This is a genomic window from Dyadobacter jejuensis (genome assembly GCF_003149085.1).
Taxonomy (GTDB): Bacteria; Bacteroidota; Bacteroidia; order Cytophagales; family Spirosomataceae; genus Dyadobacter; species Dyadobacter jejuensis.
In genome coordinates, this window is sequence record NZ_QGDT01000004.1 from 327,250 (window position 1) to 354,040 (window position 26,791).

Here is a 26,791-nt window from a genome sequence, read left to right on the forward strand (position 1 = left end):
AAGTTCGTTTATTTTGTCTTAACTACTTTAAACCTTACTGCTTTTTCTTTCTTTTCGAAATGCGATGATTCTGTGCTTAATAGCTGGGATTCTAATTACGAATCCCAGACCGACCAGAATGGCGTAGATCGCCCAGGTTTTTTCTAAAATGGCCACATGTAAAAGGCTCAGCAGGATAGCCAGGTAGCTTAGATTTTGAAGTTTTTTCCAATTTGTTTTTAGCGCCTTCATCGACTTCCTGTTTGAAGTAAACAATAAGGGGATTAAAACCAAAACGGCAACGAATCCTGCTATATAATTGGCTTGGCTGAAGGTCTCTAGGAAGCCTTCAGCCCATATAAAAATTATAAAATGTATCAAACTCCATACCGCCGTAGCAATGCCCATGGCCTGTCCGACAAATAGGATAAAAAATGGGGTACAGGTAAGTACGGCCGTCATCCATCGTATGGCAAACTCCCCAGATATATGGTATAACATTTCCAGAGTGGATTTGCCTTCCTTACTGGCTCCTTCTATTAGGGTAATGGAAAGGCCGTCGGACGTAAGGATATCCAGCCTATTCGAAAGGATAAACATTGGGAATATAGCGAGTAGGGCGACGATCATCCAGCCATAATGCTTCTTAATAAAATTCATATCTTTATTTATTGGGCCTGTATGCCGCCGTTCTTTTTGGTAGTACTATGTATCCCCTTACCAAAATGGAAGGGATGAAAGGGATACTTCGGATTGCAGCTGTCAAAAAAGGCTCGGACCCCATCCGTATTGTTAACATATAGAAGGGTACGGTAATGAATATGCAGCTTACCACAGAAATCAATTTTGTTCCTCACGATCTCCAGGCAGTCACGCGCCTATCCTTTACAGCATTGGAACAAGTACTCCCAGTCGGGCTCAGTTTTTTTTCTTGCCTATGCAAAAATCAATTGATTTGACGACATTTTGATGATCAATATGAGTCTAAAAAGGGTAAATGTGTGACGGAGTCGGGCTAACGAAAACAAATTGCAGGGGAGTAGTTCGTAGTCGGCGCAGCTTTTTAATTGAAATAAGCTGTAGGCCGCTAGCGCGGTCTAAATCATAATCAAAAAATGAGAGTATTCAATAAAAATATATTTTGGAACGAACCAGGCTACTGGTATTTGCCAATGATTTTAGGATGACCGTACTAAGCACCTTTATGACGCGTTGGCTCGCCTGTTCTTATAAACAATCACCTTAGCTCAAGTGGAATAAAGTATTTAAATTAATAGAATTTAAGGGGCCGTAGGCCACAGTCGTCGCACGTATTTAATGGCTGGTACTGTTCTGGCTGGTTGAAATTTTTAGTTTTTCAAAGCTTTACGTTTGTACTCAGCGATTTGTTCTTCAAATTTTTTACTATCCTTAAAGGCGCATAAGTTTCCGTCGGGGTCCAGAAATTTTGCAATTGTTCCCCAAGGATGTTCCTGATAATCCACCGCTACATGTCTTGCTTTTAGTCTATTTGTATATTTCTTTACATTGGGCACATTCATTCTCAGGCAAGTTTTGTGCCGGGCCGACTCGTTTATTGTTCCATTCGTTTCGTCATCCCATTCCACCATCAGATAAGCATTCCCAAATTCAAAGCAAGTAAGCCCATCCGCCTCAAACAAAATGGTCAGTTCTAGGGTGTTTTTATAAAATTCCACACAACGACTATAGTTTACCGTGTATAAGATAATTCCGGTAAGGTCGAATTTTGCCATGTCCAATTTGTCCTGTAGTGAACTATTCTCGTATGTGTTTGACATTTTTTTGTATAATCTGCTCGTTACCATAACAAGTTTAGTGAAAAATTAAAGGATAATCAGTCTTCTCTTTTTGTTAAAAATCCCTAAAGAATATTTATATTTAAATTCGCTTCACCATCAGAACGTTAGGGACAGGGGATCAAATAGCCTGGTGCCCCTTGGTATGGACTTCTCTTATAGGACTGGTTCATCTAGAATATGCAGTCGATTATGTATCACCAACAGTGGCTTGGAAGGGTAGTGGGCCTATTCTACCCATAGCATGGGTACGATCCATGACAAGTTCAGCCCTACCTCAATTATGAACAAGAAATTTTATTTGCCTCTATTCTTTTTTCTGTTGGGCACTGCTACGGTTTATGGGCAATTGCCAGAACCAACACAGGCTTACAGAGGCCTATGGGTCACGCAGTTCAAAACTACTGTTTTGGGCAATGTAGCCGCCGAAGATGCCTTGATTAATTATGCCCTCGCCAACGATTTTAATTACCTGATTTGTACCAATATGTATCAGATCCTTACAGCCTCTTGCGGATCGTTTACTGCCGACATGACGGCCCTACAGGGTTTTGTAGCCAAGGCGCATACCGCTGGGATCGTCCTGGTAAGTGGAAATGTGGGATCCCTAGCCACAGCCGAAAAAATTCAAGACTATAATGATTGTGGTGGCGTCAGCAGTGCTGAGAAATTGGATATGATAACCTATGAATGTGAGTTTTATAATGAAGCCACCAATGGTTCCTGTCCTAGCTACGAATCATACATGAGTCAGCTGAATGGTATTAAGGACCTATGTGAGGCTACCGTAGGAAGTACGGGGGATGCGCTTGTCTGTGAGGCTTATATAGGAGGGGAAGGAAGCACAGGGTTGGTGCACACCTATTCGTCTGAGGCTCAAATGGAGGAAATAGCCAGCGTGGCCGATCATATTTTGTTAACCTATTACCGCCCTACACCCTTCAGTTATGGCGGTAATTTTTTTAACTGGACCATTGAAAGATTAAATTGGATAGCAAAATCGGGGGTGCCAAGTAACATCGTTTTATTGCTTAAATCACGAGATACCGACTCCAATAATATGTATAATTACCTGCATACTTATCCAGGGACTCACCATGATGCGGTACGAGATCCGTACCTGTCCTGGGTAGAGGGTACACTTCATAACCCGACGCTGACCAAAGGGTATCGGGAAAGCTATACCGATGGTACCTACCCTTGGCTGTCGGGCATTCAGGTGCAGGGGTTTACCTGGTTCGAACACCAGGCCAATATGGAGGGTACCCCGCTTCCGGTCACATTGGAGGAGTTTAAGGTTTTAGAAACGGACGATCATCTAGTCCAGGTGCATTGGTCCACCTTATCCGAATTGCAGAACGAATATTTTGAAATAGAACGATCGACAAATGCTATTAATTGGCATAGGTTATCGAGAATTGCCGGTGCTGGGACTACCCATCAATCCCAAAGCTATGAATGGTTGGATCGTTACCCACTACCCAACACGTCTTATTACCGGTTAAAACAGTTGGACTATAACGGAGCATTTTCTTATTCTACTCTACAATCCATTCAATTGGAGGGGGAAAGTGAGTCGTGGATCCTCCATCCAAATCCCGCGAGGACTGAGCTAACTATAGCTACAGACGAAGCTATAGATCAGAATGCTATAAAGGTCTATGATAGCTCGGGTAGGAAGGTTCATTCCCTTAGCATGACGGAGGGGCCTAGGGGGACTACTCTGGACATTTCGAAGCTTCCAGTAGGCTTGTATTGGATGGTATACAAAGGACATTCTAGGCGATTTGTAAAAGCCGAGGGGATTCAGCAGGAATAGACTTCGCTTAGGTAGTTCCTTGTCAACTTTGGGTGATATGATATTTAATAAAACATTGAAAATTGTATAGTCAAAAATATATGAAGTCATTTTTGTTTTTTTTTATAAATTGACTTTTGAATTCTAATAAAAGTTATCATTTTAATAGGATTTTATTGTTACATTTATTGAGATTCTCTCTGTTTATAAACTAGAAGTGGCCAATAATAATTGGTGTATAAGTAACAGAATTGTAGTCGTATACAAAGTATCGTATTTTTCGACATTTAATTGGCCAAATGCTTACACGTTGATTATGCGCTATTAGAGTAAGATTGTTTTATACCTCATCACCCTCAATAAACGATTTATATGAAAAATTTCTATCCTCTAATTATTGTCTGTCTGCTCAGTACCATCGGATATGGACAGCACCGTATTATTTTTAAACCCGCCATATCGACTAACGGCGTTTCACTCGATACTAAGTTTAAAAGACATCAATTCGTTAAGGTAGACCTGCAGGAGGCCTATCGATCCGTGCAGCAATATGATACCCTAAGGTTGGAGCTGCCCCATGAAATAGGAGGTCTGTATTATTTTACGGAAAATCAATTGCTAGCTAAAGACTACAAGGAGGTAGTTGCTGGGCTAAATGGCACGAGAACGTCTATAGCACGGGTAAAGACTTTCACGGGTCATAGCGCGGATGGAAAGTCCTCGATGGCGCTCACGATAGGAGATGGATTTTTAATGGCCGGAATTACCAAGTCGGGTAAAAACTGGGTCGTTGAGCAGGCTCAAAATGTAAATGGGGAGACGGACCATCAGCTCATGCTGGTATATGCCCAGGACGATGTAATCGAAGACGGTGAATACAGCTGTGCTGTTGATGATATCAAGAAAAAGGCCAAAGAGGTGGGTTCGCCAGATGGCGAAAGAAAGTTGGCCGACGGTTGTAAAACCATCAAACTAGCTATCGCTTCGGATTCGTCAATGGTGGCCAAATATGGGGATGCTGCGACGGTGGCCAATCGAAATATTTCCATTGTTCAGTCGCTGAGGGTATTATTTAGACACGAATTCGTCGATAATCTGGAAATCAGTATTGTGGCACAATACCTTAGTGAGCTAAATTCGACGGATCCTTTACTTCCAACGAGTACTTCGACCGATCCTAACGTGGTTCTTCCTCGCTTTGCCAACTGGGGACAAACCACTGGCTTTGGTACTGCTTTTGATATGGCTGCTTTATGGACCAATCGCGATTTTGATGGGACGACAGTAGGTTATGCCTATGTGGGTACCCTTTGCCGTGGCATGTATCAAATTCTTCAAGATTATACTAGTAATATGGTGGGATTGCAGGTCCTAGCCGCCCATGAAATGGGGCATAACCTGGGTTCAATGCATGATACGGCGGGTTCTCCTTATATTATGGCCCCTACGGTTAACTATACCACTGAATGGTCGGCCGCTTCAAAAATGAGCATCAGTGCAGAAATTAACACTGCGGGTGCCTGTCTGGTGGGCTGTACGTTACCGGTATCCGCCGATTATATTGTGAATCCGGTGGCTGGTTGTCCGGGTGGTTCCATCACGTTTAAAGACAAATCTTCGAATAGTTCCTCTAGAAACTGGACTTTTGAGGCGGGCAGCCCAACAACCTCTACCTTGGCCCAACCGGCCGTAAGTTATGCCACGGCTGGGACGTACGATGTGAATTTATTGGTAGATGGGGTCGTTAACTTGTCAAAACCCAATTCTATCATCATTGGCGACCCTGCCATCAATACCGCCTCCTGCCCGACACCCACGGGAGCCCCAGGAAAGGGTGGGATTAGGTATTTTGGGTTAAATACCATTAGTCATTCCTCTGGCAATGCCGTTGCTGATAACGCCAGATATATGGATTTTTCTTGCTCCAAAATCACCTATTTAGAGCCTGGTACTACCTATGATGTTGGCATGACCGTCGGGAACTATTCTGCTGTAGAGGCCGATATAGTATATGAACATGTTAGGGTTTTTATAGACTATAATGGCGATGGGGTCTTTTCTGGCTCCGAATTGGTCGTTAGCTCGGGTGGGGCTGCCTTTGCAGGTGGTCCGGTGAGCTATGCCACTTCCAGTTCTTATTCTTATATGCGGTTTACTACTACCGCTACCCCAACCTTCAATACGCTTTTGCGTATGCGCGTCATTTCAACCATTTTTGGTTCACCAACCTCCGATCCCTGCGTTAACCCTGTGGACGGCCAGGTAGAAGATTATGCCGTCATGTTTGCCGACCAAACTGCTCTTCCAGTGGATCTTATCGCCTTTAATGGCTCCTATGAAAACAACCGGAATCGGCTTAAATGGCAAACAAATAATGAAAGTCAGATGCTGGGATATCATGTGGAAAGGAGCCTAGATGGCGTAGCCTTTAAGGCGGTTACCTTCGTTCCTTCTCAGAATTATGGCACAACAGCAGGTTATTATGATTTTACTGACGACGTCGTTTCCCAAAAAGTAGGGGGGTACTATTACCGCTTAAAAATGGAAGAAATGGATGGTACCAGCCGTTTTAGCAGGATGATATACCTTAAGAATTTGGATGCTCAACCTACCTTCGCATTAACCCATTGTCAGACCTTACTCAACGGGCCTGAAATGACCTATGGGCTGGTTTCTGACAAGGAAAGGGAGGTGCAGTTTTCGATAACCAATATTCTCGGTATCCGGATCAAGACCTGGTCGGCCTATATACATGATGGGAGCAACCAGTTGAAGCAGGACGTTTCAGATATGCCCAATGGCATCTATTTCTTTACGGTGGAAAGTCCAGGAGAGCCTATAATTGTGGAGAAAATCCTAAAATAATTAAGTATGATGGATGGTAGTAAGCCTGTAAGTTCAACTTCAATTGAACGGACAGGCTTTACTCTTTTTAACTCCCTATGGATGGAGTTTGCTTGCGTTTTCGAACATAATATTTAACCCCTTCGTACCAAGTCGTAAAAACAAACCCAATTCCACAGCTAATCATCAGTTGCCGTATGGTTACGGCTTCAAGGCTAAAAAAATGAGTGACAGCTGGAATGCCAAAGATCAAAGCGGTGATCAGAATGGTAACTCCTATAATCACTGGCATCAGGTTGTTTTTGTAATGCAGGGTTTGCCATAGCGAATAGGTAAAGGAGCGGTTAACGAGCGTCAGAAATATATTGGCCGAAATAAGTCCTAAAAAAACCATGGATCTGGTTAAGTTTTCATTATAGGATTGTCCTACCGCATATTGATACAAAAGTAGCAGTCCCAAAGTGATGCCTATCCCTTGTAAAAAGCTTCCCGACAATTCCTTTAGACTAAAAAAGGTAGAGGTGAAAGGTCTTGGTTTTTGGGCCATAAGACCCTTTTCCATAGGCTCATTTTCATAGATAATGGAGCAGGTAGGGCCCATGATAAGCTCGAAGAAAATAATATGAACTGGTCTGAAAATGCTCGGATATATCCAACCCAGGGCCAAGGGGATAAAGACCGTCAGGATGATAGGAATATGAATGGAGATGATATATCGGATGGCATTTTTGAGGCTCAGGTATATTTTTCGGCCCATGGCCACAGCATCCACCATTTTGGCTAGATTGTCCTCTACCAATATTAGCGATGCGGCTTGTTTCGCTATTTCAGTGCCTTTCCTTCCCATGGCGATTCCAATATGAGCGGCCTTTAGGGCAGGACCATCATTGACTCCATCGCCGGTCATGGCGACGATCTGGCCATTGGCTTTAAGCGCTTCGATCACCTTTAGTTTTGCTTCTGGGAACATCCGAGCAAAAATTTGAGTATCCATGACTTTTTGCCTCAAGGTAGCCTCATCCATTTTTAATAAATCTTCTCCAAGTAGTACGGACTCAACTCCTTTAAATCCAACATTTCTAGCGATATTTTGTGTGGTTGTGGCATTGTCGCCAGTGATGATTTTTACCTGTATGCCCGCTTTATAAAAGGATTCGAATACCGATCTAATATTCGCCTTAGGAGGATCGTAAAAGGCTACCAATCCCAGAAATTGAAAAGAAAGATCCTGTTGTTTGTCAGGGAAAGTACTTTTGAGAAAAAGGCTCTGGCCTACGGCTAATATCCGATATCCCTGGCCGGCGAGTTCCTGGAGCTTATCCTGGATGCGCCTTTTCTCGTCTGCGGTCAGCTTACTAACCCGCACAATGGCTTCAGGTGCCCCCTTGGCTGCTATGATGCGATCGCCCGATGTGCTTTCATATACATGGGTCATCATGGGAGGCTTACCTTCGAGGGGGTACTCGTGTACCAATTTGTAATGGGGCCTAAGATCGACCGGTATGCTTTTCTGATACGCTTCATGCAAGGCCTTTTCCATGGGGTCGAAGGGAGTCGGCTCACTGGACCACATCGCCATGGAGAGCAGGGTGTGCCCCTCTTCGTCCAATGGGCTTTTAGGACTTTGTAAATGATCACCTCCTAGCGTATATAGCTTTACCAGTTCCATTCGGTTTTCGGTGATAGTGCCCGTCTTGTCCGTACAGATAATGGTGGCACTGCCAAGGGTTTCTATGGTTTGCGTTCTTTTGACGATGACACCATGCTGCGCCAGACGCCAGGCACCTAAGGCCATAAATGTGGTGAAAGCCACTGGGATTTCCTCTGGTAATATGCTCATTGCAAGAGCCAGGGCCTTTAATAAACTATCTAAGATTTGTCCTGAAAGTAAAAAGTTGATACCCCAGACGATTAAGAAGACTATGCCTCCCACAATAGCCATTTTCTTGACGAAATCGGTGATCTGAATCTGGAGTGGGGTAGCGGTTTGCCGTATCAGGTCCAGGCTTACCCCAATCTTTCCGAGTTTTGTATTGTTTCTTATGGCCGTAACTTCGATAAGCGCGCGTCCACTGCTAACGAGTGTACCCTGAAAAACGGGCTCAGCTTCTTGGTTTTTTACGATCGCCATAGATTCGCCCGTGAGGATCGATTCGTTGACCGAAAAATCGTGGGCCTCTACTATGGAGCCATCGGCCGGGATCCGGTCTCCTTCTTCCAGTATTAGCGTGTCACCTATTACCACTTCTTCCAATAAGATACGGATAGCCTGCCCGTTGCGAATGACCCTCGACTGCCCTTGCGTAAGATTTTTTAATTGGTGGAGCGCATTTTGTGTCTTGCGATCCTGATAAATTGAAATAGTGGAAAGGACTACTATGGCACCTAACATAAACAGGCCTTCTCCCCAAGCACCCGTTAGAAAATAAAGGGTAGCAGCCGCAACCAAAAGGAGTAACATGGGCTCTTTGGCAAGGCCTAGGATCGCCTCTGCCAAGCCATTCTGGCTACGATCTTCTAACTTATTTTCCCCGTGTTTATGGCGAGACTGTAATACCTGCTGGTCGTTGAGCCCTCTCAATAGCTCTGTGGTGGTATCGGACATAGGGGTGCGTAGATGGGGTTCCAGATGCTAATCTGCTGACGATGTTCCTTAAAGTTAAGCTATTCCTAACAAAATTGGAAATGGGTATCTCAATGAACCAGATGATGTTGCAACCCGACTGACTGGATTTGGCTCCAGTATCGTTATGGCGGATTCGGAGGATCGTGTATTTGAGATTGGGGTTATTTCAAGAACCGTACAGGTGCCATAGGTCAATTTGTGAAATGGTCCTGTACGGTTGTGGTCTTCCCCCCCCCTCGTTACCTAATGCCTTATACGAAAAGAGTTGGAGGAGGGGGGACTTTAATTTGGCTATTTGGTGATAGCGGAATCGATGGTCTTTATGAGGTACTTTTCGGCGATTACGGCCATAATTTTGGGGCCGGCCTGAAAACCATTATAGACGGAAGGAGATTTGCCAACCTCCTTCGTTCTGGCCAATTCCTGGCCGGTTTTACGATCAGAAATCTTGACGAAGCCCTTAAACATACTCCCAAATTTGACAGCCTTGTACTGGCCATCGACGAGGCATTCGATAAGGTAGTCGGCGTCTTGCTTTTGGTCTACCAGTTGGTACCCCTTGTACTTCATTTTGTCAATAATTTTGCTTTCGAAACCTTTTTCAGTAGGTGCAACGAAAAATTTTTGAGCCTTGCAGCTCAAAGAGGCCAGAAGGGCAAAGGCCAACAGTTTTACTTTCATTGAATAATGATTAATGTTAATGATTAACTCGGAATTTCTATCCGCGCTCACCATAAGGCATAATGGAAGGTTATTCTACTCTGACCATTTCTTAGCACCATTAATCTGGGTTTGCTGGTTTCTTTTACGATTCTTTTTTTCGGAAATAATACCTGTATAAAAACCCTCTTCCTTTTAGGGTAATGGAGTGGTCAAACATTTCCCATCCATTGTTTTCCAGTAGGTTGATGGCCTCGACCAGTGAAGCGAATAACTGGGGTTTCCCAGCGCTATCGGTTATTTTTCCTTCAAATTCTTTTCTGCCCATAATCAATGGCAACCTTAATCAATGGCGACACCACGGTGTCCTCAAGGGCTAACATTTCAATGACTTTTAAATCTTTTTTTTGATTGATATCGACCCCCACGACATATACTTGAGCGAAGGTGTGGGAGGCGGCTATCAGTAAAAGCGCTGAGGCCCGAAGGAGGGATTTATACAAGGAGACCATTTGATGATTTTTAATTTTGAGAAAAGTGTCACACAGCTTTCCACTATATTATTCGATTATTGACGCGAGCTAAGAGCCTGGGATAGGAACTGGCTAATTCGTGATGGATTGGAGCTCTTTCCCTGCAATATCCTCCCAGCGGTAGAGGTGGAAAGTCTTGTCGTCGCTCATTACCACAAATAAGCCATGTTTGAAGTCGGGGTTAAGGGGAACGGATACCATATCGGAGCCGTCGCTATGAGTGGCCCTCACCTTAACCATTTTAAGTAATTTGTGCTGATGGGGGTCGCCGCTTACCCCTTCGCGGCTAAAAATCTGAAAACGATTCGCTCCTTGGTCCGAAACCAAAATATACCCCGTGGAGTCGGAGCGGTTGTATATGGAAATGCCTTCGTGATCTTCGGCAAAGCCTGTTTGAGCAAAAAGTGCCAGCTCTTGGTCGCCTTGGAGCGGGTCGGCATAGTATTTCCGTACACCCACTCCCTCGTCGGAGTAGTATATATAACCCAATTGGTTGTCGACTGCTATGGCCTCAATCTCTTTGATACCACTAAACTTGCCAAATTTTCTAACTAAGGTGGCCTTAACCATTCCCTTGCCATCGTCTTCCAAAAGGTATTGCCATAGGTAGGAGCCATCGGTAGGGCCAAACTTACGGCCAACGATGGCATATAGCTCGCCAGTAGGTTTCTTATAGAGGCTTATTCCCATCAAATCTCTTTCGTATTTGCCCGTTTGGCCTTCAAACATCTCTAAACCGCCGTTGTCAACGGGCTTCATGTCGGGCAAGGAATATATTCTCAATTTATGGGTAAAACGTTCCGTGGTTACGGCAATATCGGTCGGTACCCCTTGTAACGGCATACCATAGGCTATGTCTACATTGTCGGGTCGTTTAAGGCCTTTTATTGTTTTTTCAGGGATTATTTTTCCTTTTAAATCGAATACGTAAAGTCCACCATTTTGGTCTTTGTCGGTGCCTATGATCAGGCTTTGGCTGGGGTCGGCGGGGTTGACCCAGATGGCTGGATCGTCGGTATCGAAGTCGACAGGGTCACTGATGTACAATGGCTCCACGATCGACAGGGTATCCTGTTGGCTTGAGGCTGTTTCCGTCGGCTTATCTGAGCCGCATGAAAAGAGCAGGTATGACCAACCAGCCAGACCGACAAAAGTTGTTTTAATATTATACAGCATGGTAATGGATATGCTAAAAGGAAAGCCCCGTCAATTCTCTTGACGGGCCTTCCCTTTTGATGAATGAATAAATAAGGACTATTTGGTTCCGAGGGCTCCAATATAATTGGCAGGAGCCGGGGATGAGTAGGACTTACCATTTAGGGTAATGCCTTCGGAATATTGACGGTTAAAATCGGTCTTACCCTTTCCTAGGGCTGGGGATCCCGCTTGCAAATGGAAATCCCAAGCCGGGTCGAAGGTCGTATTGAGGGTAGACGTCGACAAGGGATAGTTTACGAATTTAGGATCGTTTTCACCCGCTTTTGTAGAAATAATATCATTGATACCCTTCACAATCTCTTCGCTAGGCTGAAACTGGTCGGTCGTAGTTTGATCGAAGCCGTAATAGAGGGTATTTGAAATGATGGACCTGGCATCCTCTGCATTTCCGGCGTCTCTTTTGATCCCAAACCTATCGTTGGCCAGCAAATTATTATAGACGTCGGCACGAACTCCCTTTTCTAACCAAATAGACCCTCCTTTAATGGTAGGCCGTCTCCAGCCGGCGTTAAGAATGGTGTTGTTATAGGCTACTACGTAAGCTTGTGGTGTGCGGTCTCCCGAATTCGATAGTTTTATAGCATTGGTATTGGGGCTATACACCACATTAAAGGCCACGTCAGCCTGTACTCCCGACTTGATGTTGATGGCCTCGCCACCAGAAAAACCAGTCGTATAAAAGTAGTTGTTGGACACAATGACCTTACCCCCTTCAATATAGAATCCATCTTCGTTAAAGTGTCGTATGATGCTATTTTGTACGACTAGTTTACCAGCTACATTGGGGTAGTATAATACAGGAACGTGTTCGCCGGCTTCGGCTTTGTAGAGCCCTGCCTTCACGGAAGGAGACTCTTCGGCAGTAACCGCTCCTCCATATTCCAATATGGTATGGTCGATTAGAATCTCAGCCGATTCGGGACCGGCAATGAGGCCTCCCCACAAATTCCCAAAGGTATTGGTTGTTTTCCAAGCATCGGGAACGGTAAATAGTATCGGTGCTTCTTTGGTTCCCATGCTATAGAGGTTGCCATGTACTACCAACTCGGGCTTTACTACCGAATCGCTAAACAGTACCGTTACCCCTTCTTCAATAGTAAGGGATTTGCCTACAGGAATTTGAATATGGCCCGTAATTTTATAGGTTTTTCCTTTGGTCCATATGCCCGACACCTCCCCAGATACCGATTCGTTTACCTCCGGCTCCGATGGTGAAGGGGCGGGGGAGTCGTCTTTGGAACAACTGGAGAGCATAGAAATAAGGAGGGCCGTAGAGGCTAGCAATTGATTGATTTTCATTGTCTTGTAAATTGGTTGATTTGTAATCTTTAGAGTTTAAATCGTATGCCTAACAAATAGCTTCTTTGATAGTAATCTTTTCGGATGAGGGTTTTTCCTGCATGTTTCTGATAGGGCACCCTATCGTTGACCTCACTGGTATTATTCATATACACTTCCATAGGCGTATTGAGGAGGTTGTTGGCCTTGGCAAAGACCCCAAAACCATTGGGGAAGTTCTTTTCAAATGAGGCATCCATTTGAATAAATCCTTTTTGCCATAAATCGTTGTCTAAAAATTGTGAGACGGTATTGATCCTGTCGCCGGTATAAGACCCGGCTATCTGTGCATTGATGCCTTTTTGAGGGTTATTGAGTAACAGGGCCAGGTTGGCCACATGACCCGCTTGCCCATAAAGGGGGCGCGATTGCATGATGCTGACGGTTTCTAAGTCCCCGTTTTCGTTCCTGATACGCTTGGACTTTGGGGTGGTAATTTTGGAATGGGTAAAGGTGTAATTTGCTTTAATTCCAAAGCGTTTGAAATACTTGATATAGTCTATTTCAATTCCGTAATTATTGGCATTGCCAAAGTTTCCTGGGGCATAAAATATATCCTGCCCTCGAATAGCATCCCGCTGTAAAGTATATTCTATCGGATTGGTGATATGTTTATAAAAAAGCCCTACCATAAACTGCTCAGCGGCCTTTTGAAAGAGCTCGTACCGCAGATCGAAGTTATCGGCGATGGCATGTTTAAGGTCCGGAGTCCCTCGTTCCTGATAGTCCTCGTTAACGATTCGGTAGGGTACAATTTCAAAAAAACCGGGTCGGTTCAGGGATCTGAAGTAGGAGGCCCTTAGGTTGGTGTGGTCGTCGGGTTTATATTTTAGATGGAGGCTGGGGAGCAAATCGGTATAGATCTGAGTGCCTGTAGGCCTTCCCTCGCCTATAGGGAAGCGCATGGAATAGCCTTGGTTGGTAGCCTCTACCCGCATGCCGCCCACTACCTCCCAGCGCTTCGTTTCTCCCTGGAACTGCAAGTACCCCGCCGATATTTTCTCAGAAGCGTCGTAAGTAAGAGCCGTTGCCACTGCACCACGAGGATTTTGTACTTTCCAGTCTATTTGTGTATACTCGGTGAAGTCTGTCCCATACTGAGCAAATAAATCGCTGGGCCGAAGTTGATAGTTATTATAAAAATTGTTTCTCGCCTTATCACGGTACAGTCCGCCCGCCGACCAGGTCCAGTTCATTTTGCGGATCATGAGGCGATAGTGAACGTTGAGGTAAGCCGCAAAGTCTCGATCGGAATTATGTTCCCAACGGCGATAGGCGTCGTCGACGGTCGTCCTACTGGAAACGAAGTTCTTTTCTACTCCAGCTAGAGGTATAAAGGCTAGGTCTGGGGTAGTATTTGTAGCTTTGGAATATACCGCCGACCATTGCAGATGAAGGTGGTTGTGCCAATCATGGCTCCCTTGAAGGGTACTGTTATAAATCTGTTGTTTTGTAAACCTCGACTTGGTCGAATAGCCCAGCGTGGCATTTCCTTGCACGGGGTCGTATCCACCAATGGTGAGCTGGGTGATTTTGGTGTCGCGTACCTGCACGTTCGTCAGATTCATAAAAGCATTATAGAACTGCAACTTATGCTGGGGGGATAGTCGGAAGTCTAATTTGGAGTGTATACCATAGCGTATCTGCTGTTCGGAATATTGACGTTCATTGAGTTTCGTCAGGGTTTCTCCACGTAGGGTATCAACGGCTTCCGAATTAAAAAACACACTATTACTTCCTCTATAGGTATTTTGGTAACTTCCTGCCAGCAGAACACCCAGCTTATTTTGAAGGTAGCGATTGCCGATGGAAATACTCCCCAGTAAGTTGGGTAGAGGGTTGTGGTTCTTATATTGGACAGATGCCTTCGAAAAATCGTTGGGAACTGCATTGTATTGGGTGCCGTTAATTTCGTATGGCGATTTGCTCTGAATATTTTTATAGTCGTAAGTCATGAATTTACGATCCATGAAGAGTTCACTATAGCCCGTAGAAAGGTTAACAGAGGCTAATCGGCTGTTGGGGGCATCCTTCATCACCATGTTGATGGCACCCCCTACTGCATCTCCTTCCATGGATGGGGTTAAGGCCTTAAAGACCTCTAAACGCTCCAGTAGGTCGGAAGGGAAGATGTCCAGTGGTACGTAGCGGTACTTGTTGTCGGGGCTGGGGATCTTTACCCCGTTGACCAAGGTATAATTATACCGCTTGTCCATGCCTCTTAAGATGGCGTGTTGGCCGTCTCCATTGCTATTGCGCTCTATGGATACCCCCGACATGCGCTGAATGACATTGGCGACCGTCAAGTCTGGAGAAACGCGGATGGCCTTACCAGAGATAATGTTCATCACCTGATTTGCGTTTTTTTCTATGGACCGCGCAAAGTTGTCTGTTGAGCCGTCTCGCTTGCCTACTACCGCCAGTTCGTCAAGGGCCAATCCCTCGGCGGGCTCCAGCTCCAGTTGGAGGGCTACCACTCCACCTCCCGAAATATGAAGGCTATGCTGCAGGGGCTTATAGGAAATATGCCGGGTTATCAGGTGATAGGTTCCTATGGGTAATCCCTCGATACTAAAGCTACCATCAAGTCCCGATACGTCGTTGTACTCCGTACCTTCTATCATGATAGCCACTCCGATGGCGGGTTCACCAGTCCCGGCCTCTAGGAGTACTCCTTTGATCTGTGTGGCCTGTAGCGTGCTGGTGACCAAAGTGGAAAATAAGACTAGTAAAAGTAGTTTATGCGTCATGTCCTTCGTTTACGTGTTCGATTGGTTTTGCTCAAAATTGGGGCTTGAGCCGACTGTAGAACGAAGGTGGGCGGACGGAAATCGAAAGGCAAATTCTGTCCGTTAACAAAAAGGCAACAGGGTTGTTTTTTGCGTTACAAGAAGGCAACAAAATGGTTTTATAGTGGTTAATTTACTTACTGACAGTGCATTGTGAATTTATCAGGCTCCATTATCCTTATGTTAAGATTGTATTAATCCAGTGTTATGCCTTTTAAATCGATTGGATAAAGTTGGATAAGTTTTCGCCTTGCTGAAGATTTAGTTTTTTACGTAACGGATGTCGAACTACCCTTAGGCTATCTTGGGAGATGCCCAAGAGGATGGCCATGTCCCCTGAGGTCATATTCATTTTGATCAGGGCGATTAACCGCAGGTCGTTGGACGTTAAGGAATCGGACTGTTCCTTTAGTTTGTCGAAAAATGATTGGTGTACTTGCTCAAAAATAGATCGGAATTCTTCCCAATGCCGCTCATCTTGGAGGCTATCCGATATTTGGCCAGCCAAGGCTTTCATTTGCTTTTTTTGATCGCGCCGGTCTTCCTTCACCAGTTCATTGAGCTTACTAAGGATGTCGGCTAATATCTGATTCTTTCGAATCACATGTAAGGTATAGCTGCTAAGTTCTACCGATTTTGTTTCAAGCTGTTGTTTTAAATTGGACTCCTCCAGCGTTTTATTTTTTAACTCAGCTTCTATTAGTTCGTTTTTTGCCTGTAAAACACTGTTTTTCTGTTCATGAAGAATCTGTTCATTCTTTATTTTTAACCGCTGCCGACTGATTACCAAACCGGCAACGATCAAGAGCAATAGGATCACCACGCCCACCGTCATCATAATCAGATTCTGGACCGTTTGTTGCTGGGTGAGCTTTTCGATCATCACATCTTTTTGACCAATATCGTAAAGCGTTTTTAGCATGGCGATTTGCATATTACTCTCTTCCGAATAGATCTGGTTTTCATACGACCGGCTTAGCGCTACATAATAATAGGCGCTATCGTTTTGATTTAACAAATTATAAGCTTTCCCAAGGTCGTTATAGGCTCCTGAGATCTGATAATGTTCTTTTTTATCGATGGCTAGTTTTAGGGCTTTTCGGCTAAACTCTAGACTTTGCCGGTATTTGCCCGTCTTTCGCAGGATGTCTCCCAGGTTATTAAGTACCTCTATTTGCGCCTTCATATGTCCTTTTTTTTCGTTCAAATGGTAGGCTTTGTTAAAATAGTAAAAGGCCGAATCATAGGTTTCCAAGTCTTCGAAAATGCTTCCTAAGTTTTCATATATTTTGGCTACCCCTTCGTATTGTCCTACCTTTTGATAGCTTGCCAGGGCTTTATGCTGGAAAATAAAGGCGCTGTCATAGGCCTGTTCTTTTTCATACAAATGCCCTAGACGGCCATATATTTCGGCGACGCCGGTCAAGTTCTGTACCTGGGTGAATTTGGTGAGGGCTTCATCAAACATCTTTCGGGCTAGGCTACTCTGTCGGCTACGGTAGTAGACTTGCCCCATCAGGTTTAGGTTGGTCGCTAGTAGATCTGTGTTTCCTTTTTTTCGGTATATCTCGTCGGCACGCAACAGGTTGTCTAGAGCCTGAGGATAATGACCCGTTTCAAAGAGCAGCTTGCCCATTTTTTTTAAATAGCCCGCACTTTCAAGCGGGTCATTTTGTTGTACGGCCTGGTTATATGCCAGCTTAAGACCTCGCAGGAGGGAGTCGGCGTTTCCAAAGGAGGCGGCCATGTTTTCGCTGATCTTTGGGGATTTGTCTGGAGATTCTATTTGAGCCTTAACCGGCGTGATGCCTGCCAGTAGTACCAACCATAGGACCCGGCAAATTATAAGGGCTAATTTTGTTGGTTTCATCGGAGAACTTACCAGTTCGCTTTGGTCTATGATTTTGTACAAAAAGGGCATATTTTAAGCTAATATAGAAGACTTAAAGTAACTCAAAAATACAAAAATCACCGTTCTTCCCTCCAAATTAAAAATTGCACTCGATCGGTACCCTGGCCAATACTACCTGAGGAGTCTGGGGTTCTTGTAAATGTTTTAATTTTACATGGATTTGTTTTACTAGCAGTCTGCGGTCGGCTTTTTGAACTGGAAACATACTTTTTAAAAATGAAATTTATGCTGATAACCGACCGTTGTAATGGCCCGGAATTTCTCACTTTAGCTTTTATGATCGATTAATTACAATTAAAATCAAAAATAATGACAATAAGCTCAGGGTATTTTTGCGGTTTTGAGTCTTGTTAACTTACAGATATACCAAACATTCTGACTTCTTACCAAGTGTTATGGCCATCACGAATTCATTTTCCACTATGCATCGTTCTGTTTATACTTCCATTGAGGTGGAGCAGGAAGATATTCCTGCTATCGTTTTGGATGATGAGACCTTAATTAGAAAGGCTTTCGAGGTAAGTCCAGAGGTGGGCTGTGAATATCTTTTCAGAAAATATCATAAACCCTTATGCAACCATGCATTACGCTTTGTATTTTCGAAGGAAAAAGCCGAGGATATTGTCAGTGATGTCTTTTGTAAGTTTTGGAAAAATGGTTCGTATCTTTCGGTAAATTCTTCCTTTCGATATTACTTGTTTAGAAGTGTTAGAAACGAAGCTTACACGCAGTTAAGGACCGAGTTTACCCAACAAAGCCATATGGATTTTACCTCTTATCAAGATTTGATGAAAGTGGTCCAGCCCGACGAAATTACCCAATATGAAGAGACTTATAATCGGGTTCAGGAGCTTGTAGACCAACTTCCTCCTCAGTGTCGTAAAATATTCTTAATGAACAGGTTCGAAGGGAAGCGGTACAAAGAAATTGCGCTAGAACTGGGATTGTCTACCAAAACCATTGAATCGCATATTAGCAAGGGACTGGGGATGATAAGAAAGGGCATGGCCGACTACTGGGTTTGTCTGCTATGGGTATTCAATTTGGGGTTATAAGTCTGGCTTTTCGTTTGAATTTAGGATATGATCATTACAAAGGATATAATCTTCCAACAATTTGCCAATAAGGTTACAGCTTTCCAAAGAAGGGAAATAGACCTATGGTTAAAGTCGAAAGAGAATCAGGAGTGTTACTACCGGTGGTTGGAGGAATGGGAAATGCAGCAGGCCATCTATACGCCTAATACAGACAAAGATTTGATGATCTATCAAGACTTTATCCGACAGAACCCTGTTGGTGGAGATAAAGCCGTGGAGGAATCAACGGTGGTGCCCGGCTCCAATTGGCCGATCTATGGGAAGTGGGTAGCCTCTGTGTTGCTAGTGGCGTCGGTAGCTATACTTTTATTGCAGCATCAAATTCGCTATCAGAGCTATACGACCGAAGCGGGGGAGCAGAAGTCGTTTGTACTCCCCGATGGCAGCCATGTTACACTTTTAGAACGTTCGTCAGTGCAATTCCCGCGCTGGGGCTTCCAAGGAGGACTAAGGGAGGTGCAGTTAGCTGGCGAAGCAAGGTTTGCAGTGGAACATACCCCCGAAGATCATCCTTTTGTGGTAAAGACGGAACGGGACTTTGAAGTAGTAGTATTAGGAACCGAGTTTTCGGTAGAGGTTAGGGAAAAAATGGCAACGGTAGCCCTTAAGAAGGGGAAGGTAAGGGTGGATTATCAGGTCGACAATACTCATAAAGAAATGTTGATGGCTCCCGGTGAGCTGGTGATGTTTAAGGGGGACCAGCCTCCCGTCAAATCGATTGAAAGCTCAAACCAATCTATCTGGGACCAGAAACGTTTCGTTTTTGATCATTTAAGTTTGACGGAAGTAGGGAAAATGTTGGAAGATACCTATGGGGTACAAGTTGAAATATATAACGAGTCACTCGGCAATAGAAGGTTGATGGGCTCATTTATGGCCAATAATCTCGACGAACTATTGCAAACGATGTCTGAATTGTTGGAAGTAGAGGTTGTCAGAGACGAAAAGAAAATCATCTTTAAGGAATAATATAGTATTCAGGAGTATTAACTAATTTTATTTAACATGCGTCTAAACACTTGGAAGATTGCCTATCCATTACTTATCGTTCTGCTGCTAACAAATGTGCTGGTCAAGGCGCAGCAGCCCAATATTGTCATGGTGCTCACCGACGACCAGGGGTATGGTGACATAGCGGCCCATGGCAACAAAAATATTAAAACGCCTAATCTAGATAAACTATACGAAAATAGCATACGGTTCACCGATTTTCATGTGGCTACCACTTGTGCCCCTTCTAGGTCGGGGTTGCTTACGGGTAAATATTGTAATACCGTGGGTGTGTGGCATACCATATTGGGGCGACAGCTGTTAGCCAAAGAAGAAACGACCCTCCCTCAGCTCTTACAACAGGCTGGGTATAAAACGGGTATTTTTGGAAAGTGGCATCTGGGTGATAATTATCCCTATCGACCTCAAGATCGTGGGTTCGATGAGGTGCTGATCCACGGAGGAGGGGGCGTTACCCAGGCTCCCGATTATTGGAATAACGACTATTTCGATGACGTCTATTTCCATAATGGTACCCCCAAAAAATTTGAAGGCTATTGTAACGATATCTGGTTTGGCGAAGCCAGTAAGTTTATAATGGACAATAAAACGAAGCCATTCTTTTGCTATATACCTACCAATTCACCACACGGTCCATATCATGTGGCCGATGCGTATAGTAAGCCATACCGTAATAATCCGGAGATCCCCAATCCCAATTTTTATGGGATGATTACCAATATCGATGAGCAGGTTGGTAAGCTCATCGATAAGCTTAAGAAGGAAGGATTATATGACAACACCATTTTTATATTTATGACCGACAACGGCACCGCTGCAGGGGTAAAGTTTGGTAAAAACCAGGAGGTGGTATCTGGCTTTAATGCCCAGATGCGCGGAACGAAGGGCTCTCCTTACGACGGGGGCCATAGGGTACCTTTTTATATGCATTGGCCCAAGGGAGGCCTGGCTCAGGGACGTAGCATTACCGAACTTACCTCCTATACCGATGTGCTACCCACCCTGCTTGAGCTTTCTAAGGTCCCACTGCCTTCAGGATTGAATATCGATGGTAAAAGTCTGGTGCCCTTGCTGAAGGGGCAGGTAGCCAACTGGCCCGACCGTGTGATGGTCTCCGACGTGCAACGCGAGGAGTTCTTAGTGAAATACAAGCAGTATTCAGTGATGACCAAGGACTGGAGGTTTGTAAATGGCAAGGAGCTTTATAAAATTAAGGAAGATCCGGGACAGAGTAACAATCTCTTCGACCAGTTTCCCGATAAGGTTGCTGAGTTAAAAGAAGCCTATGAGCAATGGTGGAAACGGGTATCTGTACGGGCCGAAAAGTTTAGTCGGGTAATTGTGGGCTCACCCTACGAAAAAGTAACCGCACTTACGGCTCATGACCTCCACGTAGGGGATGAGCCGTACCCCGCATGGAACCAGAATATGGTACGTGCGGCAAAGGGTGGAAACGGCTTTTGGGCACTGGAAAGTCATGAGGCTGGTCGTTACAGAATAGAGCTTCGTAGATATCCTAAGGAGAGTTCGCTGGCGGTGAATGCCGTGGCTCCCGCCGGCCAAGCCGTGCCAGGCGGAAGTCCTTACAAACCTGGAAAGGCCCTGGCCATTCAGAAGATGAAGATCAAAATAGGTGATAGAGAACTAGAGAAAAAGGTGGATGATCAGCAGCAATTTGCCCGCTTTGAGGTTGATCTCCCGAAGGGTGATTTTGATATGTACTCTTATATGATCGACCAAAATGAAGAGGTTTATTCTGCCTTTTATGTATACATAGAGCGTTTATAAAGGAAGATATAGCGTCTCCTCCAATGGGGTCATGTAGCTGGGTTTTTCAGGGTTTGTCGTCTTTACGATTCCTGGGGGCCTGGCTACGGCTATTTATAGCCCTCTCTATAGCATAGCGGGCATAGAGTCGATGAAAACAAGGAAAGGAGGGGAGATTTATAAGGGGTAGATATCCTTGCAATCGCCTAGGAGAGAGGGAGCTTCCCGCCATCAGGCTATAGCCAATTCCTAATTTTGCCACGGGCGATTGGTTTAAGTGCCGTTCCTTTTTATTAGCTTTACTTTTGTCTACACTTTGTATTCTTCAAAAGAAAGATTTTTTACCGATCATTTACTTCAGCAATAGCCGCATGTCCGCCAATAAAAGCCAGCAAGAAAAAGCCCGATTACACCCCCGCAACAAAAACAAAGAAAGGTATGATTTAGAAGCATTATTGGCTTGTGTTCCCGAATTGAAAAATCATATTGCTCCTAACAAATATGGACAGGATTCAGTGGACTTTTTTAGTCCCTTGGCCGTAAAACTATTGAATAGAGCTATTCTTTACCATTATTATGGTCTGACTTATTGGGATTTTCCGGAAGAGAATTTATGCCCTCCTATACCAGGAAGAGCCGATTATATCCATCATATGGCCGATTTGCTGGCCGTTCACAATTTTGGTAGAATTCCGGTCGGACAAAACTTCACCTGCCTCGATGTTGGGGTAGGGGCCAACTGTATTTATCCCATTATTGGGGTTACGGAGTATGACTGGCATTTTATAGGATCCGAAATTGATCCGAAATCTATCGATTCAGCACAGCGAATTGTTGAAGCCAATGCCTCCCTACAAGGTAAAATCGAATGCAGGCTCCAAACCGACAAAACAGATGTTTTCTTTAGGGTTATTGGTAAAGAAGAAAAATTTGATATCTCTATTTGCAACCCTCCTTTTCATGCCAGCGCTGAAGAGGCTACCAAAGGAACCAAAAGAAAACTAAAGAACCTTACCAACAAGCAAGTGAGCACTCCCCAGCTGAACTTTGCAGGGGTAAGTAACGAACTGATATACGAAGGTGGGGAGTACAAGTTTGTACATAATATGATTCGTGAAAGTGCTAAGTATTCCAAAAATTGTTTTTGGTTTTCGACTTTGGTGTCCAAACAATCCAATTTGAAGGGTATTTATAGCAACTTAGATAAATATGGAGCCGTACAGGTCGAGACCATTCCCATGGGTACGGGCAATAAATCGACTCGGTTAGTAGCTTGGACGTTTTTAACCAAGGAGGAGCAGACTGAGTGGCGTAAGTCGAGATGGTCGATCTAGTGGTAGCTTCGATGGCCCAATATCCCCCATTAGCCCATAGGGTCGGTCATGCTGATAAGTTAAAATAAGTAGATTTATGCAGTTAGGTTCTTGATTAAGCTATCAGTATTCAGTCTTTAATTTTGTCCAATGAATTCAAAACTCTATCAAAAACAACCAGGAAAGTTAATTTTCCTCATTACAATACTCGGCTTATTTCTGTCGGCATCAAGTTTTGGAAGCCCGTGGGGTAAAAGTAACACCGATACACTTCGTTTATTCTTGATTGGAAATAGTTTTTCTCAAAATGCTACCCGTTATCTTCCCCAACTCGCTGCCGAAGGAGGCCACCCTTTGAAAATTGGTCGTGCCGAACTCGGTGGGTGCTCCTTGCAACGTCATTGGGAGATAGCCGCGGCCGCCGAAAAAGATCCGCAAGATCCGAAAGGAAAAGCCTATGGAGGCAAGTCGCTCCGGGAGCTGCTTTCTGAAGGAACATGGGATGTGGTTACCATTCAACAAAACTCCATGAACACCGGGGATGTTAGCACCTATCGCCCCTATGCAAAAAACCTGTATGAACTGATCAAATCGATACAGCCCAATGCCCGGGTCGTTATGCAGCAGACCTGGCCTTACCGTACCGATGCCAAAAAATTCACACAAATAGCCGATAAACAGCATGCACAGAATGCCCTAGAGATGTGGCAAAAATCGAGGGCATCGTATCATACGGTAGCTAATGAGTTGGGGGTGGAGCTGTTCCCGGTTGGGGATGCTTTTTGGAAGGTGAATTCCGATCCCAAAACGGCTTATAAGCCCGATCCTACCTTTAACTTTTCAGAGGCACAATATCCTTCCCTTCCCGATCAAACCAACTCGCTACATTCGGGCTATCGGTACGACAAGGACAAAAAGCTAGCCTTGGATGCCAATCATGCCAATGAAGCTGGATGTTATCTTGGTGGCCTGGTATGGTATGCAGTACTGTTTGATGAATCGCCTTCTAAGTTGAAATTTCGTCCCGACTCCGTCAGTGAATCCTTCGCAGGAAAGCTGAAAAAGGCGGCGAGAAAAGTTACCAAGTAGTGCTGAATGGCTACTCAAGGCCTGTTATTTAAGTGTACCGTTAGGCAATACTCAGCCCCATCAAGCTAGGATACGGCTAGCTTGATGGGGCTTGATTGTCTCAGGGTAAATATTAAATATTGCCAGGGTTATAGTCCTTGTCTTTAGTCAAAAGGAATCGATCGAAAGCGAAGCCATCTTCACGCATAGAAAAATGGATGGTATGTTTGCCGGCCTTTTCTATGTCCAGATATATGAGAAAAGGCTCTCCACAATGGACCTTTTCGGTCCGTTGCTTGCTCTCCCAGGTCCATTGGTTCTTCCCCTCGCACCATTGCATTCTTTGGCCCGACGCGGGCCACTGACCGTTTATACCCACATGGATCCCGTTGTCTTCGGTACCTTGGGAGTAGGCGCTCACCCACACGTAATACCGCCCGGGTTCATCGATGTTGACCTGATAGGTCAATACAGCTAAGGCGCCGGCTTGGTTGGAGAAGTTTTCACCGACTATCAGTTTATCGTCATGGGTCACTCGCGTGTCGGGGAGGCATTTGAGGTAGGCCCCGCCACTAGGATTGAGGTCGTCATTTTGGACCAATGTCCACTTGCGTTGTTCGGCTTTAGTTTGACTTTGGAAGCTTTCTGCCTCTATCAGGATGCCTTTTTGAGCATGGGCAGTCAGGCTGCAGACAAGTGCTAGGCTTGGTAGTAAGTATTTGAGCATATAGGAGCAAGGAATGATTTTAGCAATAAAGCCTGGGGGATGCCTGAACTACTATAATTATATGTTATTTTGGTTAAAATATTGAATGATTCGTATATGAGGTTATTTTAGATGTGCATGCCATGTCATCTTTGTAACTTTGGTCAATACCTACACGCTATCGTTTTGATTTTAAGTATACTTCTTAGTATCGTTTTCTTCCTTTTAGGCGCCATTCATTTCCATTGGGTGTTCGGTGGGACCTTCGGCTATGCTGCCTCTTTGCCTACAACAGAAACGGGAGAAAGAGTATTAAATCCCAAAAAGATAGATAGTGCCCTAGTCGGTACGGCTTTGATATCCTTTGGGATATTTTATTGGTTAGAAGGTGGACTTTCCGTACTAGGACTCCCTACCTGGGTTTCCCGCAATGTAGGATGGATTATCCCATGGGTATTTCTCATGAGGGCCATTGGCGATTTTAAATATGTCGGATTATTTAAAAAAGTAAAGCATACTGACTTTGGAAGATTAGATACTCGGTTATTCTCCCCGCTTTGTTTAGGGATTGCGGTGGTAGGGTTATGGATCCAATGGGGCTAGCTCGCAACCTTCAGGAATGTCCTGAAAAGTAGAGCTTGCAAACACGGCCTAGCGATAAATAAGCTCATTGATCCTTAGTCTATCCTTAAACGATTCTATTTCCGTTTTTTGGTCTATCGTTACTAGTTCCAGGTCCAGCATTTCCGAAAGGTCTATAAAATATTCGGTAGTCAGGTTTTGGCTGTAGAGCGTGTGGTGTGCGCCGCCCGCCAATAGCCAGGCCTGAAGCCCTACTTCCATACTCGGCTGTGGTTTCCAAAGGGCCCTAGCCGTGGGCAGGTGGGGGAATGGTACGGTCACAGGCAGCGCCTCTACTTCGTTAACGATCAATCGGAAACGGTTGCCCATATCGACCAAGGAGGCGTTGAGGGCGGGGCCGGGGGATCCATTGAATACCAGCCTAACCGGATCATCCTTACCCCCAATGGCTAGTGGGTGTACTTCACAGCTGACGGTTCCTGTAGCTATGCTCGGGCATATTTCTAACATATGTGAACCCAGCACCATGGGGTTGGCAGGGTCGAAATGATAGGTATAATCTTCCATAAAAGAGTTGCCGCCGGTCTTGCCACTGGACATGACCTTGCCCAAATGGACCATGGCGGCCGTTTTCCAATCACCCTCGCCACCGTAGCCATAGCCAGCGGCCATCATGCGCTGTGAACCAATACCTGGAAGTTGGCACATCCCATGCAGGTCTTCGAAAGTATTGGTATAGGCGGAGTAGCCTCCATCTTCCAGAAAGGTTTTCAGTCCAAGTTCGATTCTTGCGGCTTCTACTAAGGAACTACGCATAGCTCCCTTGTTTTTTAGGCTATCCATAAGCTGGTAGCTTGATTCGTATTCCTGTAGCAAACGCTGTACCGCCTCATCACTGATGTCCCGTATCACACGTACCAAATCGCCAACACCATGCGTGTTGACACTGAAGCCAAATTTAATTTCTGCCGCTACTTTATCCCCCTCCGTAACGGCCACATGGCGCATATTGTCGCCGAACCGTACGATTTTCATGGTTTGCATCCGATGGCGTCCTATTGCTGCCCTAGCCCAAACATCGATCCGCTCCACCACCGAGTCACTTTGCCAATGCCCTACCACTACCTTCCTATTGCGACGCATACGAGAGAGCATAAATCCAAATTCTCGGTCTCCATGAGCCGACTGATTCAGGTTCATAAAGTCCATGTCGATCTGCCCAAATGGAATATCTCTATTGTACTGGGTGTGCAGGTGTAGCAAGGGGAGTTGGAGGGCGGTTAGCCCGGCAATCCACATTTTTGCTGGGGAAAAAGTGTGCATCCAAGCGACCAGCCCGATACATTTTGGCGTGGCATTGGCTTGTTTACATATCGATACGATCTGTTCAGGGTTTGTTACCACAGGTTTGTACACCACCTTAACGGGCATTTGAGGGTGTTCGTGCAGGTGCTGAGCGATGATCTGTGCATGCCGATCCACCTCTTTTAGGGTCGATTCGCCATATAGGTCCTGACTGCCGGTTATAAACCAGATCTCATAAGTATTTAGATCGATAGACATATAAGCTGCCGTTTGGATTAGAGTGGTGAGGATAGTTACAGAATGGCCTTCCCAAAGAATCGGTACTGAGACCTTGGGTGTTGGCTTATTCAGTATTAGGGACTCCAAAGTCTAAAACCGTTGGGTTATACTTAAAATCTCCTCTAAATTTTCAATAGGATACGGCTTTA

The 26,791-nt window shown here is 44.8% G+C and carries 19 protein-coding genes; 8 read left to right on the forward strand and 11 right to left on the reverse strand.

Annotated features, from left to right (window positions below; all coding sequences use genetic code 11):
- Positions 1–27: 27 nt before the first annotated feature.
- A complete protein-coding gene (locus CLV98_RS10590; RefSeq protein ID WP_109674285.1) occupies positions 28–639 on the reverse strand; it encodes a ferric reductase in 612 nt (203 codons plus the stop codon).
- 689 nt (positions 640–1,328) lie between these two features.
- Entirely contained in the window at positions 1,329–1,778 is a 450-nt protein-coding gene (locus CLV98_RS10595; protein ID WP_109674441.1) for a VOC family protein, read from the reverse strand.
- 301 nt (positions 1,779–2,079) lie between these two features.
- Between CLV98_RS10595 and CLV98_RS10600 the strand changes: the two genes are divergently transcribed.
- The gene (locus tag CLV98_RS10600; protein ID WP_158281229.1) at positions 2,080–3,615 is read left to right on the forward strand and encodes a T9SS type A sorting domain-containing protein; all 1,536 of its coding nucleotides are present in this window, start codon (positions 2,080–2,082) and stop codon (positions 3,613–3,615) included.
- A gap of 351 nt (positions 3,616–3,966) precedes the next feature.
- On the forward strand, positions 3,967–6,459 hold the full coding sequence (locus CLV98_RS10605; protein ID WP_109674287.1) for a M12 family metallo-peptidase: 2,493 nt from the start codon (positions 3,967–3,969) through the stop codon (positions 6,457–6,459).
- 67 nt (positions 6,460–6,526) lie between these two features.
- Here CLV98_RS10605 and CLV98_RS10610 read toward each other — a convergent pair whose 3' ends face one another.
- The 7 genes from CLV98_RS10610 to CLV98_RS10645 form a co-directional block, all read right to left on the reverse strand.
- The gene (locus CLV98_RS10610; RefSeq protein WP_109674288.1) at positions 6,527–9,043 is read right to left on the reverse strand and encodes a cation-translocating P-type ATPase; all 2,517 of its coding nucleotides are present in this window, start codon (positions 9,041–9,043) and stop codon (positions 6,527–6,529) included.
- A 312-nt stretch (positions 9,044–9,355) separates the two neighbouring features.
- Positions 9,356–9,745, reverse strand: a complete 390-nt coding sequence (locus CLV98_RS10615) for a hypothetical protein (RefSeq protein ID WP_146202258.1) — start codon at positions 9,743–9,745, stop codon at positions 9,356–9,358.
- A gap of 287 nt (positions 9,746–10,032) precedes the next feature.
- The gene (locus tag CLV98_RS10625; protein ID WP_109674291.1) at positions 10,033–10,236 is read right to left on the reverse strand and encodes a hypothetical protein; all 204 of its coding nucleotides are present in this window, start codon (positions 10,234–10,236) and stop codon (positions 10,033–10,035) included.
- Between the two features lie 93 nt (positions 10,237–10,329).
- Complete coding sequence (locus tag CLV98_RS10630) at positions 10,330–11,433, reverse strand: phytase (protein ID WP_109674292.1); 1,104 nt, start codon at positions 11,431–11,433, stop codon at positions 10,330–10,332.
- A 78-nt stretch (positions 11,434–11,511) separates the two neighbouring features.
- A complete protein-coding gene (locus CLV98_RS10635) occupies positions 11,512–12,774 on the reverse strand; it encodes a right-handed parallel beta-helix repeat-containing protein (protein WP_109674293.1) in 1,263 nt (420 codons plus the stop codon).
- 29 nt (positions 12,775–12,803) lie between these two features.
- Positions 12,804–15,563 carry a TonB-dependent receptor gene (locus CLV98_RS10640; protein ID WP_109674294.1) on the reverse strand — a complete coding sequence of 920 codons (2,760 nt, stop codon included), beginning with the start codon at positions 15,561–15,563 and terminating at the stop codon, positions 12,804–12,806.
- 253 nt (positions 15,564–15,816) lie between these two features.
- Complete coding sequence (locus CLV98_RS10645; protein WP_229203309.1) at positions 15,817–17,514, reverse strand: tetratricopeptide repeat protein; 1,698 nt, start codon at positions 17,512–17,514, stop codon at positions 15,817–15,819.
- 395 nt (positions 17,515–17,909) lie between these two features.
- On the opposite strand from CLV98_RS10645, the gene CLV98_RS10650 reads away from it, so the two are divergent.
- The 5 genes from CLV98_RS10650 to CLV98_RS10670 all read left to right on the forward strand — a co-directional run bounded on the left by CLV98_RS10650 (position 17,910) and on the right by CLV98_RS10670 (position 23,791).
- Positions 17,910–18,569 carry an RNA polymerase sigma-70 factor gene (locus CLV98_RS10650; RefSeq protein WP_109674295.1) on the forward strand — a complete coding sequence of 220 codons (660 nt, stop codon included), beginning with the start codon at positions 17,910–17,912 and terminating at the stop codon, positions 18,567–18,569.
- Positions 18,570–18,596: 27 nt separating this feature from the next.
- Complete coding sequence (locus CLV98_RS10655; protein ID WP_109674296.1) at positions 18,597–19,580, forward strand: FecR family protein; 984 nt, start codon at positions 18,597–18,599, stop codon at positions 19,578–19,580.
- 36 nt (positions 19,581–19,616) lie between these two features.
- A complete protein-coding gene (locus CLV98_RS10660; RefSeq protein WP_109674297.1) occupies positions 19,617–21,410 on the forward strand; it encodes an arylsulfatase in 1,794 nt (597 codons plus the stop codon).
- 350 nt (positions 21,411–21,760) lie between these two features.
- The gene (rlmF, locus tag CLV98_RS10665; protein ID WP_109674298.1) at positions 21,761–22,723 is read left to right on the forward strand and encodes a 23S rRNA (adenine(1618)-N(6))-methyltransferase RlmF; all 963 of its coding nucleotides are present in this window, start codon (positions 21,761–21,763) and stop codon (positions 22,721–22,723) included.
- 129 nt (positions 22,724–22,852) lie between these two features.
- The gene (locus tag CLV98_RS10670) at positions 22,853–23,791 is read left to right on the forward strand and encodes a DUF4886 domain-containing protein (protein ID WP_109674299.1); all 939 of its coding nucleotides are present in this window, start codon (positions 22,853–22,855) and stop codon (positions 23,789–23,791) included.
- A 112-nt stretch (positions 23,792–23,903) separates the two neighbouring features.
- On the opposite strand, the gene CLV98_RS10675 is transcribed toward CLV98_RS10670, so the two are convergent.
- A complete protein-coding gene (locus CLV98_RS10675; RefSeq protein ID WP_158281230.1) occupies positions 23,904–24,497 on the reverse strand; it encodes a hypothetical protein in 594 nt (197 codons plus the stop codon).
- A gap of 165 nt (positions 24,498–24,662) precedes the next feature.
- Here CLV98_RS10675 and CLV98_RS10680 point away from each other — a divergent pair, with 165 nt between their 5' ends.
- A complete protein-coding gene (locus CLV98_RS10680; protein WP_109674300.1) occupies positions 24,663–25,079 on the forward strand; it encodes a DUF3995 domain-containing protein in 417 nt (138 codons plus the stop codon).
- A 48-nt stretch (positions 25,080–25,127) separates the two neighbouring features.
- Here CLV98_RS10680 and araA read toward each other — a convergent pair whose 3' ends face one another.
- A complete protein-coding gene (araA, locus tag CLV98_RS10685; RefSeq protein ID WP_109674301.1) occupies positions 25,128–26,621 on the reverse strand; it encodes an L-arabinose isomerase in 1,494 nt (497 codons plus the stop codon).
- Between the last annotated feature and the right edge of the window lie 170 nt (positions 26,622–26,791).

Bases quoted from the DNA above. Each gene is read 5' to 3' on its own strand.
- CLV98_RS10605 (WP_109674287.1), top strand. From the start codon at position 3,967: ATGAAAAATTTCTATCCTCTAATTATTGTCTGTCTGCTCAGTACCATC.
- CLV98_RS10640 (WP_109674294.1), bottom strand. From the start codon at position 15,563: ATGACGCATAAACTACTTTTACTAGTCTTATTTTCCACTTTGGTCACC.
- CLV98_RS10655 (WP_109674296.1), top strand. From the start codon at position 18,597: ATGATCATTACAAAGGATATAATCTTCCAACAATTTGCCAATAAGGTT.
- CLV98_RS10615 (WP_146202258.1), bottom strand. From the start codon at position 9,745: ATGAAAGTAAAACTGTTGGCCTTTGCCCTTCTGGCCTCTTTGAGCTGC.
- CLV98_RS10625 (WP_109674291.1), bottom strand. From the start codon at position 10,236: ATGGTCTCCTTGTATAAATCCCTCCTTCGGGCCTCAGCGCTTTTACTG.
- CLV98_RS10670 (WP_109674299.1), top strand. From the start codon at position 22,853: ATGAATTCAAAACTCTATCAAAAACAACCAGGAAAGTTAATTTTCCTC.
- CLV98_RS10590 (WP_109674285.1), bottom strand. From the start codon at position 639: ATGAATTTTATTAAGAAGCATTATGGCTGGATGATCGTCGCCCTACTC.
- CLV98_RS10600 (WP_158281229.1), top strand. From the start codon at position 2,080: ATGAACAAGAAATTTTATTTGCCTCTATTCTTTTTTCTGTTGGGCACT.
- CLV98_RS10630 (WP_109674292.1), bottom strand. From the start codon at position 11,433: ATGCTGTATAATATTAAAACAACTTTTGTCGGTCTGGCTGGTTGGTCA.
- CLV98_RS10635 (WP_109674293.1), bottom strand. From the start codon at position 12,774: ATGAAAATCAATCAATTGCTAGCCTCTACGGCCCTCCTTATTTCTATG.
- CLV98_RS10660 (WP_109674297.1), top strand. From the start codon at position 19,617: ATGCGTCTAAACACTTGGAAGATTGCCTATCCATTACTTATCGTTCTG.
- rlmF (WP_109674298.1), top strand. From the start codon at position 21,761: ATGTCCGCCAATAAAAGCCAGCAAGAAAAAGCCCGATTACACCCCCGC.
- CLV98_RS10610 (WP_109674288.1), bottom strand. From the start codon at position 9,043: ATGTCCGATACCACCACAGAGCTATTGAGAGGGCTCAACGACCAGCAG.
- araA (WP_109674301.1), bottom strand. From the start codon at position 26,621: ATGTCTATCGATCTAAATACTTATGAGATCTGGTTTATAACCGGCAGT.
- CLV98_RS10650 (WP_109674295.1), top strand. From the start codon at position 17,910: ATGGCCATCACGAATTCATTTTCCACTATGCATCGTTCTGTTTATACT.
- CLV98_RS10675 (WP_158281230.1), bottom strand. From the start codon at position 24,497: ATGCTCAAATACTTACTACCAAGCCTAGCACTTGTCTGCAGCCTGACT.
- CLV98_RS10595 (WP_109674441.1), bottom strand. From the start codon at position 1,778: ATGTCAAACACATACGAGAATAGTTCACTACAGGACAAATTGGACATG.